The sequence below is a fragment of the Microbispora sp. NPDC088329 genome (assembly GCF_040685655.1).
In the GTDB taxonomy this organism is placed as follows: domain Bacteria; phylum Actinomycetota; class Actinomycetes; order Streptosporangiales; family Streptosporangiaceae; genus Microbispora.
The window spans coordinates 177,247-190,945 of the sequence record NZ_JBFBIP010000017.1 but is presented as its reverse complement, the minus strand read 5'-3'; the positions used below and the strand labels follow the sequence as shown (position 1 = coordinate 190,945).

Sequence of the window (13,699 nt, the reverse complement as noted above, 5' to 3'; positions counted from 1 at the left end):
GCGAACTGACGCAAAACTGGGAACAGGGACGGACTCCTGATAGTTGAGCCGACATAACTCAACCCATTGGAGTGCTGATGTCCCAGATCCTTCCCGTCCTCCCGCTCGACGACGAGGTCGTCCTGCCCGGCATGGTCGTGCCCCTCGATCTGTCGGACTCCGAGGTCCGCGCGGCCATCGACGCCGCCCGCGCCAGTGGCGAGAGCACGGTCCTGCTGGTGCCCCGCATAGACGGCCGCTACGGCCCGGTGGGAGTGAGCGCGGTCGTGGAACAGGTCGGCCGGCTGCCGGGCGGGGAGCCCGCCGCCGTCGTCCGCGGCGTCGACCGCATGCGGGTCGGCACCGGCACCACCGGCCCAGGCGCGGCGCTGTGGGTCGAGGCGACGGTGCTGGAGCCGGTCGCCGGTGGGCCGAGGGCCGAGGAGCTCGCCAAGGAATACAAGGCCCTGACCACCACGATCCTGCAGAAGCGGGGCGCGTGGCAGGTCGTCGACGCGGTCAACCAGATCAAGGACCCCGCGGTCCTCGCCGACAGCTCCGGGTACGCGCCCTGGCTGACCATCCAGCAGAAGCTGCTGCTGCTGGAGATCACCGACCCGGCCGAGCGACTCGACAAGCTCGTCGGGTGGGCCCGCGACCACCTCGCGGAGGTGGACGTCGCCGAGACCATCCGCAAGGACGTCCAGGAGGGCATGGAGAAGCAGCAGCGCGAGTTCCTGCTGCGCCAGCAGCTCGCGGCCGTGCGCAAGGAGCTGTCCGAGCTCAACGGCGACCCCTCCGACGAGGAGGAGGACTACCGCGCCCGCATCGAGGCCGCCGACCTGCCGGAGAAGGTCAGGGAGGCCGCGCTCAAGGAGGTCGGCAAGCTGGAGCGGGCCTCCGACCAGTCGCCGGAGGGCGGCTGGATCCGCACCTGGCTCGACACCGTGCTCGACATCCCGTGGAACGCCCACACCACCGACGAGTACGACATCGCCGGGGCCCGCGCGGTGCTCGACGCCGACCACACCGGGCTGGACGACGTGAAGGACCGCATCGTGGAGTACCTCGCGGTGCGCAAGCGCAGGGCCGACATGGGCCTCGGCGTGGTCGGCGGGCGCCGCAGCGGCGCCGTCCTCGCGCTGGCCGGGCCTCCCGGAGTCGGCAAGACCTCGCTCGGCGAGTCGGTCGCCCGCGCCATGGGCCGTAAGTTCGTCCGCGTCGCCCTCGGCGGCGTCCGCGACGAGGCGGAAATCCGCGGCCACCGGCGCACGTACGTGGGGGCGCTGCCCGGCCGCATCGTCCGGGCGATCCGCGAGGCGGGCTCGATGAACCCGGTGGTGCTGCTCGACGAGATCGACAAGGTCGGCGCGGACTACCGGGGCGACCCGACGGCGGCGCTGCTCGAGGTGCTCGACCCGGCGCAGAACCACACGTTCCGCGACCACTACCTGGAGGTCGAGCTCGACCTCAGCGATGTGCTGTTCCTCGCCACGGCCAACGTGCTGGAGCAGGTGCCCGGGCCGCTGCTGGACCGCATGGAGATCGTCACGCTCGACGGCTACACGGAGGACGAGAAGGTCGCCATCGCCCGCGACCACCTGCTCCCGCGCAACCTTGAGAAGGCCGGCCTCACCGCCGACGACGTGACGGTGGAGGAGGCGGCGCTGCGCCGCCTGGCGGGCGAGTACACCCGCGAGGCGGGCGTCCGCTCGCTGGAGCGCTCGATCGCCCGGGTCCTGCGCAAGGTGACGGCGAAGGTCGCCCTCGGAGAGGCCGGGCTGCCGGTGACGGTCACGGCCGACGACCTGGTCTCCTACCTGGGCCGGCCGCGCCACGTGCCCGAGTCGTCCCTGCCCGAGGCCCGCCAGCGTACGGCGGTGCCGGGTGTGGCGACCGGCCTCGCGGTGACCGGCGCGGGCGGCGACGTCCTCTACGTCGAGGCGTCGCTGGCCGACCCGGAGACCGGGGCGACCGGCGTGACCTTGACTGGTCAGCTCGGCGACGTGATGAAGGAGTCGGCGCAGATCGCGCTGTCCTACCTGCGGTCGCGGGGCGCGGAGCTGGAGCTGCCGGTCGGGTCGCTCAAGGACAGGTCGGTGCACATCCACGTGCCCGCGGGCGCGGTGCCGAAGGACGGCCCGTCGGCCGGCGTCACGATGACCACCGCCCTGGCCTCGCTGCTGTCGGGCCGGCCGGTCCGCTCCGACGTGGCGATGACCGGCGAGGTGTCCCTGACCGGGCGCGTGCTGCCGATCGGCGGGGTCAAGCAGAAGCTGCTGGCCGCTCACCGCGCGGGGATCACGACGGTGCTCATCCCGGCGCGCAACGAGCCCGACCTGGACGACGTCCCGGCCGAGGTGCTGGCCGACCTCACCGTCCACGCGGTGAGCGACGTCCGCGAGGCGCTCGCCCTGGCCCTCACCCCGGCGACGGTCGCTCAGCAGGCTGCCGCCTGATCATCCCCGCACAACGGCCCGTGTCTCCGTCCGGAGGCGCGGGCCGTTGTGATTAAGGACACATTCCCGATTTGGAATAAGGGATAGCTCGCGCCTGTTTGAGCCGGTCGTGAGCGTATCGAACGTGGTGAGCCCGCCCGAGCGAGGGTGTCGCGTGGCCTGAAGCCCGTCCTCCCCACTCCTCCCCCGAAGGCATCAACGATGACGCTCTCCCCGCTGCCCGATCTGATCCTGCGCCGGATCACGTCTTCGAAGGACAGCAAGTGATCACGGTTTCCGGCCTGCGCAAGGCCTATGGCGACGTCGTCGCGCTCGACGGCGTCGACCTCCACGTCGGCAAGGGCGAGGTCTTCGGCGTGCTCGGGCGCAGCGGTGCCGGCAAGAGCACCCTGCTGCGCTGCGTCAACCTGCTCGAACGCCCCGACGAGGGCGTGGTGACCGTCGACGGGCGCGAGCTGACCGATCTCGGCGCGACCGACCTGCGCCGCGCCCGCCAGCGGATCGGCATGATCCATCAGCACTTCGCGCTGCTGTCGTCGCGCACGGTGGCGGGCAACGTGGCCTTCCCGCTGGAGGTCATGGGCGTCGGCCGGGCCGCCCGGGCCCGGCGCGTCGCGGAGATGCTCGACCTCGTGGGGCTCGCCGACCGGGCCGGGGCCTATCCCGCGCAGTTGTCCGGAGGCCAGAAGCAGCGCGTCGGCATCGCCAGGGCGCTCGCGGCCGAGCCGTCGGTGCTGCTGTCGGACGAGGCCACCTCAGCGCTCGATCCCGCCACGACCCAGTCGATCCTGGCCCTGCTCCGGCGGCTCAACCGGGAGCTGGGGCTGACCATCCTGCTCATCACCCACGAGATGGACGTCATCAAGGCCGTCTGCGACTCGGCGGCGATCATGAGCGACGGCCGGATCGCCGAGGCGGGGCGCATCCCCGACCTGCTCGCCACGCCCGGGTCGCGCCTGGCGGCCGAGCTGTTCCCGCTGCCGCCCGCCGAGCCCGGCACCGTGACGGTCGCCCTCGCCGCGGACCAGGCACTGCTGTCCCGGCTCGCGCGTGCGCACGACGTGGACGTCGCCATCGCCGCGGGCGCGGTCGAGCAGGTCGCCGGGGTCCCGGCGGGCCGGTTGCGGCTGCGGATCACCGGAACCGGTACGGCGGCCGCCCTCGCCGACCTGCGCGAGCGCGGCCTGCTGGTGGAGGAGGACGCATGACCTGGTCGGAGATGAGCCCGCTGTTGTGGGAGGCCACCGGGCAGACCGCCGTGATGGTGGGCTGGTCCACGCTGTTCACGGTGCTCTTCGGTCTGCCGCTCGGCGTCTGCCTCGCCGGCACGGACCGGGGCGGGCTGTTCCCCGCGCCCGCCGTGCGGCGCGTGCTCGGCCTGGTCGTCAACGTGGGGCGGTCGGTGCCCTTCATCGTCCTCATGATCGCGGTCATTCCGGTGACCCGCGTGCTCACCGGCACCACGATCGGGACCGCCGCCGCGGTGGTCCCCCTCACGATCGGCGCGGTGCCCTTCTTCGCCCGGCTGGTCGAGACCGCGCTGCGCGAGGTGGGCCGCGACGTCGTGCAGGCGGCCGAGGCGATGGGGGCGGGCCGCGTGACGATCGTGACCCGCGTCCTGCTGGCCGAGGCGCTGCCCGGCCTGGTCGCCGGGCTCACCGTCACCGTGGTCACCCTCATCTCCTACTCGGCGATGGCCGGGGTGATCGGCGGCGGCGGACTCGGCGACCTCGCCGTCCGCTACGGATACCAGCGGTTCGAGACCACGCTCATGGTCGTCACCGTGGTCGTCCTGGTCGTCGTGGTGCAGCTCGCGCAGACCCTCGGCGACGCCGTCGCCCGCCGGCTTTCCCACCGTTAACGAACACAAGGAGTTCTGTCCCATGCGTAGAACGCTCGGCCTCGTCATCGCCGCCGTGGTCGCGCTCGTGTTGTCCGCCTGCGGGTCGTCGTCCTCGGACACCGCGACCGCCTCCGGCACGGCGGCGGCGGACGCCCCGCTCAAGATCGGCGTGAGCCCGGTGCCGCACGCGCAGATCATGAAGTACGTGGCCGACAACCTGGCCGCCGCCAAGGGGCTGAAGCTGGAGATCGTCGAGTTCAGCGACTACGTCCAGCCCAACCTGCAGCTCCAGGACGGCCAGCTGGACGCCAACTACTTCCAGCACAAGCCGTACCTGGACGACTTCAACGCATCCAAGGGCACGAAGCTGAGCTTCGTCGCCCCGGTGCACCTGGAGCCGCTCGGCCTGTACTCGAGGAAGGTCAAGGACATCGCCGCGCTGCCGCAGGGCGGCACGGTCGCGGTGCCCAACGACGCCACCAACCTCGGCCGGGCGCTCAAGCTGCTGGCCGACAACGGCGTGGTCACGCTCAAGGACGGCGTGGGAACCGCCGCGACCGAGCGCGACGTGACCGGCAACCCGAAGAACCTGACCTTCCGCCCGCTGGAGGCCGCGCAGCTCCCGCGCTCGCTCGACGACGTGGACGCCGCCGTGATCAACGGCAACTACGCGCTGGAGGCGAGCCTCAACCCGTCGTCCGACGCGCTGGTGCTGGAGAAGGCCGAGGGCAACCCGTACGCCAACGGCCTGGTGGTCGCGCAGGGGCACGAGAGCGACCCGCGGGTGAAGACGCTGGTCGGGCTGCTGACCGGCCCCGAAGTGAAGAAGTACATCGAAGACACGTTCAAGGGCTCGGTCATCCCCGCCTCCTGACGCGCCTCCTGACGCACATATATGGACGAATCATCCGGTCGCTTGACCGGATGATTCGTTCGTGCTTTGGTGGCCCCATGTTGTACGGCACCCCGGCGCTGGAGGCCGCGGACGAGAAGGTGCTCGCCGAGATCGAGGAGATGCGGCGCGACCTGAAATACCGGCTGGCCGAGGCGCACCGCTGGGACGGCCTGCTGCGGCGCCAGCTGCAGGCCCGGGCCATCCAGGGGTCGAACTCCATCGAGGGCTACCACGCCAGCGTGGAGGACATCGAGTCGATCATGTCCGGGGAGGATCCCCTGGAGACGTCGGCCGCCGTGGCCAGGGAGATCGCCGGCTACCGGCAGGCGCTCACCTACATCGGCACCCTCTCGCGGGCGTGGGCCTTCCGCTACGACGTGGGCCTGCTGCACGGGCTCAACTTCATGATGATCGGCCACCATGCGAACAAGACGCCGGGCACGGTGCGGCCCGGCGCGATCTACGTCCGCAACTCCGCCACGGGCGAGGTGGTCTACGAGGGCCCGGACCACGAGCACGTTCCCGGCCTGCTGGCGGAACTGGCCGAGTGGCTCAACGAGGGTGACCTGGACGCCCCCAGCTATCTCCGCGCCGCCATGGCCCACCTCAACCTCGTCAAGATCCATCCGTGGCGGGACGGCAACGGGCGCATGTCGCGGGCGCTGCAGACGCTCGTGCTCGGCCGCGACCAGATCATCACGCCGGAGTTCTCCTCGATCGAGGAGTGGCTGGGCGAGGGCGGCACCACCTACGACTACTACGGCGTGCTGGGCGAGGTGGGACGCCGCCGGTGGAGCCCGCACGGGGACACCCTCTCGTGGGTGCGGTTCGTCCTGCGCTGCCACCACATGCAGGCGCAGCGGGTGGGGCGCCGGCTCGCGGAGGCCGGCGAGGTGTGGGTCCTGCTGGAGGAGCGGACCGGAGAGCAGGGCCTGCACCCGCGCACGGTCTCGGCGCTCTACCAGGTGTTCGTCTCCCGGCGGCTGCGGCGGGGCATGTACCAGGCCGACGAGGGGCTGAGCCAGGGACAGGCCGCCCGCGACCTGCGCGAGCTCGCGGCCACCGGATGGCTCCAGCCGTACGGCGAGACGAAGGGCCGCTTCTACGCGCCGGGGCCGAAGATGACGGAGATCAAGGTCGCGTTCGCCGAGCGGGCCGCGCCGGTGCGCGACCCCTATCGGACGCTGGAGGGCTGATCGGGCGCATCGGGAATTCGCGCCTACCGCACGAAAAGCAAACCGAGTAACGTTCGGTTATGCATCCTGGCGCGATCGCGGCGGTGACGCCGGACAAGCCTGCGGTGATCATGGCGGGCTCCGGCCGCGTGATCACCTTCCGCGAACTCGACGAGGAATCCAACCGGCTGGCCCACCTGCTGCGGGCCGCCGGCCTGAAGCCCGGCGATCACATCGCCTTCATGCTGGAGAACCATCCCCTCTTTCTCGTGATCGCCTGGGCCGCGCACCGCTCCGGGCTCTACTACACCGCGATCAGCTCCCGTCTCCAGCCGGACGAGCTGGCGTACATCGTGGACAACTGCGGCGCGCGGGTCTTCATCTCCTCGGCGAAGCTCGCCGGCGTCGCGAGCGCCGTCACCGAGGCCACGCCCGGGGTCGAGCTGCGGCTCATGGCCGACGGCGTCGCCCCGGGCTTCGCCTCGTACGAGGAGGCCGTGGCGGGGCAGCCGGCGACGCCGCTCGACGACGAGTGCCAGGGCGCCGACATGCTCTACTCCTCGGGCACCACGGGACGTCCCAAGGGCGTGAAGCCACCGCTCAGCCGGGCGCCGCTGGAGGCCTCCGGAGCCCTGGTGCGGCTCATCCAGTCGCTGTTCGCGCCCTCGGCCGACAGCGTGTACCTGTCGCCCGCGCCGCTCTATCACGCCGCTCCGCTGCGTTACAGCATGTCCTTCCAGCGTCTCGGCGCGACCGTCGTGGTGATGGAGAGGTTCGACCCCGAGGAGGCGCTGGCGCTCGTCGAGCGCCACGGGGTCACCCACGCGCAGTGGGTCCCCACGATGTTCGTCAAGATGCTCAAACTGCCCGAGGAGGTGCGGCGGCGCTACGACCTGTCGTCGCTGCGCTGCGCCATCCACGCCTCCGCACCCTGCCCGGTCGAGGTCAAGGAGCGGATGATGGCGTGGTGGGGGCCGATCATCCACGAGTACTACGCCGGCACGGAGGGAAACTGCTTCCTCTACGCGGGCCCGGAGGACTGGCTCGCCCACAAGGGCACGGTGGGCAGGCCGTTGCTGGGGGTGGCCCACGTCTGCGACGAGGACGGCGACGAGCTGCCGCCCGGCGGGCACGGCACGGTCTACTTCTCCGACGGGCCGAAGTTCGAGTATCACGGCGACCCCGCGAAGACCGCGTCGGTCCAGGACCCCAAGGGCCGCGGCTGGACCACGCTGGGGGACATCGGCTACCTGGACGAGGACGGGTTCCTCTACCTCACCGACCGGCGCTCTTACATGATCATCTCGGGCGGGGTGAACATCTACCCGCAGGAGGCCGAGAACGTGCTGGCGATGCATCCGAAGGTGGCCGACGTGGCCGTCTTCGGGGTGCCGGACGCCGAGATGGGCGAGCAGGTCAAGGCCGTCGTGCAGCCGGCCGACCCGGCCGGCGCCGGTCCCGCGCTGGAGGCCGAGCTGATCGCCTACTGCCGGGAACGCCTGGCCCACTACAAGTGCCCCAAGTCGGTGGACTTCCGCGACGAGCTGCCCCGCCACCCCACCGGCAAGCTGTACAAGCGCCTGCTCAGGGACGAGTACTGGCCTCGTACGAGCTGACATAAAGTACGCGTAGGGCGCTCGGGGATCCCCACCGCTGATCGCTTAGCGTGACCTTATCGCCGATGCGTCATCGTATTACCTGTACCGGCGGAGAGCCGGGATCACCGGCGAATCCATTGAGGGGGATGGCGATGAGCTCACCTGAGCACGTTCCCGGCAACGAGAACACCGAGGTACTCCCCGGTCACGGCTGGAGCCAGTTCGGCAGCACTCCGCCGCAGCACGGGCAGTACACCGGGGCGTACCAGTCGTACGGCGCCTATGGGAACAGTCCTTATGACACGGCGCAGTTTCCGCCGCCTCCGGCGCGGAAGGGCACGTTGACCGCTCGCCAGAAGGCGGGCGCGGGCCTCGCCCTCGTGGCCGTGGCGCTCGGCGGCGGGGTCACCGGGGCCCTCGTCGCGAACAGCGTGAACGGCGGGCAGACGGTGATCGCGAGCCCGGTGGTCAAGGGGGTGTCGAACTCCTCGGGCACCACGATCGCCGCCGTGGCCAAGGCGATCATGCCGTCGGTGGTGTCGATCGAGGTGAAGAGCGCCACGGCCGGCGGCGAGGGGTCCGGTGTCATCCTGTCGGCCGACGGTCTGATCCTGACGAACAACCACGTGGTGAGCATGGGCGGCGGGGGCGCGGGCACGGTCACCGTGAAGTTCAGCGACGGCAAGACCGCCAGCGCCGTCATCAAGGGCACCGACCCTCTCACCGACCTCGCGGTCATCCAGGCGCAGGGCGTGTCCGGCCTGACCCCCGCCTCCCTCGGCGACAGCGACAAGCTTCAGGTCGGCGACGCCGTCCTCGCGATCGGCAGCCCGCTCGGCCTGGAGGGGTCGGTCACCTCCGGCATCGTGAGCGCCCTCGACCGCACGCTGACCGAGGCCCCCGAAGAGCAGCAGCAGCCGCAGTTCCCCTGGGGGATGGGACAGCAGCAGCAGCCGCAGAGCCAGGGCACCACGATCGGCGGCATGATCCAGACCGACGCCGCGATCAACCCCGGCAACTCGGGCGGCGCGCTGGTCAACTCCTCCGGGCAGGTCGTCGGCGTCAACACGGCGATCGCCACCTCGGGCTCCAGTTCCGGCAACATCGGTGTCGGCTTCGCGATCCCCATCAACACCGCGAAGCTGGTCTCCGACCAGCTCATCCAGACGGGCAAGGCGACCCACGCGTTCCTCGGCGTGAGCGTGGCCGACGCGGTCGGCGGCGCGTCCGGCGCGGTGGTCAGCTCGATCACGGCCGGCAGCCCGGCGGAGAAGGCCGGCCTCAAGGAGGGCGACCTGATCACCAAGATCAACGACAAGCCGGTGGACAGCGCGGAGGCGGTGCTCGGCACCATCCGCAGCTCCCGCCCCGGCGACAGGGTGACCGTCACCTTCACCCGCGACGGCAAGGAGACCACCATCACCGCCACGCTCGCGGAGAAGTCTCCCACGAGCTGACGGTCCACGATCGTCGCCGGCGGGCCTCCGGGGGGACGGCCCGCCGGCGATCGGCGTTTCGGGCGCGGCGTTCAGATGCGGCGTTCAGGTGGCGCGGCGGGTGAGCGCCTCGGACTCCCACAGATCGCGGTAGTAACCGGGGACGGCGACGAGGTCGGCGTGCGTGCCGCGCTGGGTGACCCTGCCGCCCTCCAGGACGACGATCTCGTCGACCTGTTCCAGGCCGCGCAGCCGGTGGGTGACCAGCAGCGTCGTGCGGCCCCTGGTGGCGTCCAGCAGGTCGGCCATCAGCAGGCCGGCCGTCTCCTCGTCCAGGGCCTCGGCCGGCTCGTCGAGCAGCAGCACCGGCGGGTCGTACAGCAGGGCCCGGGCCAGCGCCAGCCGCTGGAGCTGGCCGCCCGACACCGTCCGGCCGTCCTCGCCGAGCACGGTGTCCCAGCCGGTGCGCTCGGTCCACGCGTCCAGTCGCGCCCGCCGTACGGCCGCCTCGATGTCCTCGGCGGACGCCTGCGGCCCGGCCAGGCGCAGGTTGTCCCTGACCGTGGCCTGGAAGACGTACGGGTCCTGGGTGAGGCCCGTGATGAGCGCCCGCACGTCGTCGGAGGACAGGCGCCGCACGTCGGCGCCGTTCAGCCGGACCGCGCCGGACTCGAGTTCCACGGTCCGCATCAGCGCCGACAGCAGCGTGCTCTTCCCGGCGCCGCTCGGGCCCACCACCGCGACCCGCCTGCCCGGCGTCAGCGTCAGGCTCACGCCGTTCAGCGCGGGCTCGCGCCCGCCGTGGCGCACCACGAGGTCCTCCACCTCCACCGTCAGCGGCGGTCGGGGCGCGGGCGCCGGGTCCGCGGGCTCGCGTACCGCCGGGGGAGTGGCGGCGGTCTCCCTGAGCCTGCGCAGCGCCGCGAGCACCCCCGCGAACCGTTCGCCCGCGGCCGCCAGCGGCAGCACGGGCTCGAAGGAGACCAGCGAGGTCAGGGCGGTCACGGCCGTCGCGACCCGGCCGAGACCGGCGGACTGTGCCGTCAGGACCACCGCCACGACGGTCAGCCCCTGCGTCAGCATGCCGACGCCGAGCGCGGCGGCGTTGATCCGGGCCTGCCCGCGCTCCAGCAGGGACAGCCGCCCGTCGGCGTCCATGGCCGCCGACAGCGCCCTGTCGCGCGCGCCGTACGCCGCGAGGTCGGCCGCGCCGTGGACCAGATCGGCCACCCGGGCGGCCAGATCGGCGCGGGCCGGGGCGATCCGCGCCGACCAGCGCCGCGCGGCGGCGGCCGTGCCCGCGGGAAGCAGCACCCCGGCGACGAGCAGGCCGGCGGCGAGCACGAACGCGGCGGCGGGCAGCAGGAAGCCCGCGATGACGACGGCGGCGACGCCGGTGACGAGGGCGGCCGCGGCCGGCAGCAGGCAGCGGACGAGCAGGTCCTGCACGGCGTCGGTGTCGTCCACCATCCGGCTGAGCAGGTCGGCTCCCCGCTGCGGCAGCGGCCCGGCCGGGATCAGCGCGCGGTAGAGCCGCTCGCGGGTGCCCGCCTGGGCGCGCAGCGCGACGTCGTGCCCGGCCAGGCGCTCGCCGTACCGGAACACGCCGCGGGTGGTGGCGAACGCCCGCACCGCCACGATCGCGACCGACAGCGCGGCCAGCGGCGGCTGCTCGGCGGCCCGGGTGATCAGCCAGGCGGCCGACGCGATGAGCGCGACCCCGGCGAGGTCGGCCGCCGCCCCGGCGAGCGCGGCGAGCACGAGCCGCCGGCCCATCCCGGCGATCACGGACAGGGGTGCGGCCGCTGCGGCCGTCCCCGTGGTCGTCCCAGTGATCGTCTTCGCGTGGCTCATCGGGTCTCCCCGCCTCGCGCCGTAGCCGCGGGGACGAGGGCGCCGCCGTCGAGGCGGACGACCCGGTCGGCCAGGTCGATCATCGCCGGGCGGTGCGCCACGATGATCGCCGTACGGCCTTCGGCCAGCCTGCGCGTTGCCGCCACGATCGTCGCCTCGCTCCTGCCGTCGAGCCGTGCCGTGGGCTCGTCCAGCAGCAGCACCTGGGCGGCGGGGCGGCAGAAGGCCCTGGCCAGGGCGACCCGCTGACGCTGGCCCGCCGACAGGTTCGCGCCGCGCTCGCCCAGCGGGGTGTCGTATCCCTGGGGCAGTGCGCCGGCGAACTCCGCCACCTGTGCGGCCTCGGCGGCGGCGCGGATCTCCTCCGGTGTGGCCGCCGAGCCGAGCGCGATGTTGTCGGCCACCGAGGTCGCGAACAGGTGCGGGCGCTGCGGCACGAAGGCGAGCCGCCGCCGCCACTCGTCGAGGTCGAGCTCGGCCAGAGCGGCCCCGTCCGCCAGCACCCGCCCCTCCGACGGGGTCACGAACCCGAGCAGCAGATGCAGCAACGTGCTTTTTCCCGCGCCGCTCGGGCCGACGATCGCCACCCGCTCGCCCGGCTCGATGACCAGCGAGACGCGGTCGAGCGCGGCCTCCTCCCGGCCCGGGTAGCGCACGGTGACGTTCTCCAGCCGGATCCGCGGCGGCCCGCCGGCCGGAGCGGGCCGGGCGGCCCGGCCGCGCTCCCGGGGCTCCCGGCCGCGCTCCCGGGGCTCCCGCCCGGGCCCCTGGGGCTCCCGCGCGGGCGTGATGACCGCGAAGGCCTCGTCGGCCGCGGCGACGCCCTCCATCGCCGCGTGGAAGCGGGTGCCCATCGCGCGCAGCGGCAGGTACGCCTCCGGGGCCAGCAGCAGCACGAGCAGCGCCGTGCCCAGATCGAGCGAGCCCGACAGCAGCCGCAGCCCCACGGGCACGGCCACCAGCGCAAGCGACAGCGACGCCACGAGTTCGAGCACCAGCGACGACAGGAAGGCCACCCGCAGCGTGCGCATGGTCGCGGTGCGATGAGCCTCGGCCACCTCGCGGATCACCGACGCCTGGTAGCGGGCTCTGCCGAAGGCCCGCAGCGTCGGCAGGCCGCGCACGACGTCGAGGAAGTGCCCGCCGAGGCGGGCCAGCGCGCGCCACTGCCGCTCGGTCACCGCCTTGGTGGTCCACCCGACCAGCGCCCCGAAGATCGGAATCAGCGGCAGCGTGAGCACCACGATCACGGCGGTGGGCAGGTCGGCCACGAAGAGCCGGACCACGACCGCGAGCGGCACGACCCCGGCCACGGCGACCGACGGCAGATAACCGGTCAGATAGGGATCGAGCGCGTCGAGCCCCCGGCCCGCGAGCGTCACCATCTCACCCGACCGGTACGCCGGCCCGAGATCCTCGGCCCGCCCGAGGAGCAGCCGCCGCAGGGCCGACTTCAGCGCGGTGGCCGCGCGACCGGCGAGCACTCCCTGCGCCCAGCCGAGCAGTCCGCGCGAGGCGACGACGAGCGCCAGCGGCAACAGCGCGGCGACCGCGAAGCGGCCGGAAAGCACCCCGGCCAGCAGCTCCGCCTGCACGAGCACGAGCAGCCCGGCCACCACCGCCGCCGCCAGGCAGCAGGCGAGATGGATGCGGACGCTCCGCTCCGCGCGGGCCAGCCGGAGGAGATCCTTGTGCAACGGTCCCCAATCAGAAGAACGTCGGCAGCGCGCCCCTGGAGAAGGTGCGCCACACCCATACTTGCGCGCCCACGAGGATCGGGGCGATCGGGACCACCATGACACTGAGCACAGTCAGTGTCCGATCCGGGGCGGCGTTGCCGAGCATGTGGGCGGCCGCGGCCGCCATGACCAGGACCGCGGGCGCGGCGGCGGCGCAGGCCGACAGCAGCAGCGCGCGCCCGCTCCCGCGCGCGCCGTCCCGCAGGCGCCAGGCCGCGAAGGTGCGGCCGTGCCAGGCGAGCAGCGCGAGCAGCGCCACACCTCCCGCCACCGCCGGTACGCCGAGGGGCGAGGCGGGCAGGCCGCGCGCGACGGCCACCAGGATCGCGCCCCAGGCGAGCGCCAGCCCCGCAGAGCCCGCCCACAGCGCGCCGTCCCACGCCAGCCGCCAGGCGGCGCCGCCGGCCCTGCGGCGGAACCACAGCCCCGCGTCGCGCACGATCCAGGCCAGCAGCAGGGCGACGACGAGGGGATACAGGCGGCTCAGCGCCACGCCCTCCAGCACCGGGAACGCGCCGAACAGCACCCCGGCGAGCGCGACCAGCCACACCTCGTTGGCGAGCACGAACGGCGCCATCGCGCCGACGAGACGGTCCCGGGCGGCGGGGGAGCGGCCCAGCACGGGCAGCAGCACGCCGAGCCCGATGTCGAAGCCCTCCAGGGCGAAGTAGCCGGCCAGCAGAACGGCGAACGTCAGGAACCAGAAGATGTCCACGGCAAG

General features: G+C 72.8%; 10 protein-coding genes. 7 read left to right on the top strand and 3 right to left on the bottom strand.

The features are described from left to right. The first annotated feature begins 77 nt into the window (after nt 1-77). The 7 genes from lon to AB0O28_RS28140 all read left to right on the top strand — a co-directional run bounded on the left by lon (nt 78) and on the right by AB0O28_RS28140 (nt 9,406). Nucleotides 78-2,438, top strand: coding sequence for an endopeptidase La (gene lon, locus AB0O28_RS28170; RefSeq protein WP_363645260.1), 2,361 nt, complete (start codon nt 78-80; stop codon nt 2,436-2,438). 263 nt (nt 2,439-2,701) lie between these two features. Beyond that, nucleotides 2,702-3,646, top strand: a complete 945-nt coding sequence (locus AB0O28_RS28165; RefSeq protein WP_363645258.1) for an ATP-binding cassette domain-containing protein — start codon at nt 2,702-2,704, stop codon at nt 3,644-3,646. Continuing rightward, nucleotides 3,643-4,299 carry a methionine ABC transporter permease gene (locus AB0O28_RS28160; protein ID WP_363645256.1) on the top strand — a complete coding sequence of 219 codons (657 nt, stop codon included), beginning with the start codon at nt 3,643-3,645 and terminating at the stop codon, nt 4,297-4,299. The genes AB0O28_RS28165 and AB0O28_RS28160 overlap by 4 nt, the downstream gene beginning before the upstream one ends. A 22-nt stretch (nt 4,300-4,321) precedes the next feature. After that, nucleotides 4,322-5,155, top strand: coding sequence for a MetQ/NlpA family ABC transporter substrate-binding protein (locus tag AB0O28_RS28155; protein WP_363645254.1), 834 nt, complete (start codon nt 4,322-4,324; stop codon nt 5,153-5,155). A gap of 77 nt (nt 5,156-5,232) precedes the next feature. After that, nucleotides 5,233-6,372 carry a Fic family protein gene (locus AB0O28_RS28150; protein ID WP_363645252.1) on the top strand — a complete coding sequence of 380 codons (1,140 nt, stop codon included), beginning with the start codon at nt 5,233-5,235 and terminating at the stop codon, nt 6,370-6,372. 59 nt (nt 6,373-6,431) lie between these two features. Then, nucleotides 6,432-7,967, top strand: coding sequence for an acyl-CoA synthetase (locus AB0O28_RS28145; protein WP_363645250.1), 1,536 nt, complete (start codon nt 6,432-6,434; stop codon nt 7,965-7,967). A 134-nt stretch (nt 7,968-8,101) separates the two neighbouring features. Beyond that, complete coding sequence (locus AB0O28_RS28140; protein WP_363645248.1) at nt 8,102-9,406, top strand: trypsin-like peptidase domain-containing protein; 1,305 nt, start codon at nt 8,102-8,104, stop codon at nt 9,404-9,406. Between the two features lie 84 nt (nt 9,407-9,490). Here the strand turns inward: AB0O28_RS28140 and cydC are convergent, their stop codons facing one another. Genes cydC through AB0O28_RS28125 form a run of 3 tightly spaced genes read right to left on the bottom strand, consistent with a single transcriptional unit; the run spans nt 9,491 to nt 13,693 of the window. Beyond that, nucleotides 9,491-11,239, bottom strand: coding sequence for a thiol reductant ABC exporter subunit CydC (cydC, locus tag AB0O28_RS28135; protein ID WP_363645246.1), 1,749 nt, complete (start codon nt 11,237-11,239; stop codon nt 9,491-9,493). Further along, entirely contained in the window at nt 11,236-12,936 is a 1,701-nt protein-coding gene (gene cydD, locus AB0O28_RS28130; RefSeq protein ID WP_363645244.1) for a thiol reductant ABC exporter subunit CydD, read from the bottom strand. Before cydD ends, cydC begins: the two co-directional genes overlap by 4 nt. Before the next feature lie 10 nt (nt 12,937-12,946). Continuing rightward, nucleotides 12,947-13,693, bottom strand: a complete 747-nt coding sequence (locus AB0O28_RS28125) for a cytochrome d ubiquinol oxidase subunit II (protein WP_363645242.1) — start codon at nt 13,691-13,693, stop codon at nt 12,947-12,949. Nucleotides 13,694-13,699: the final 6 nt, after the last annotated feature.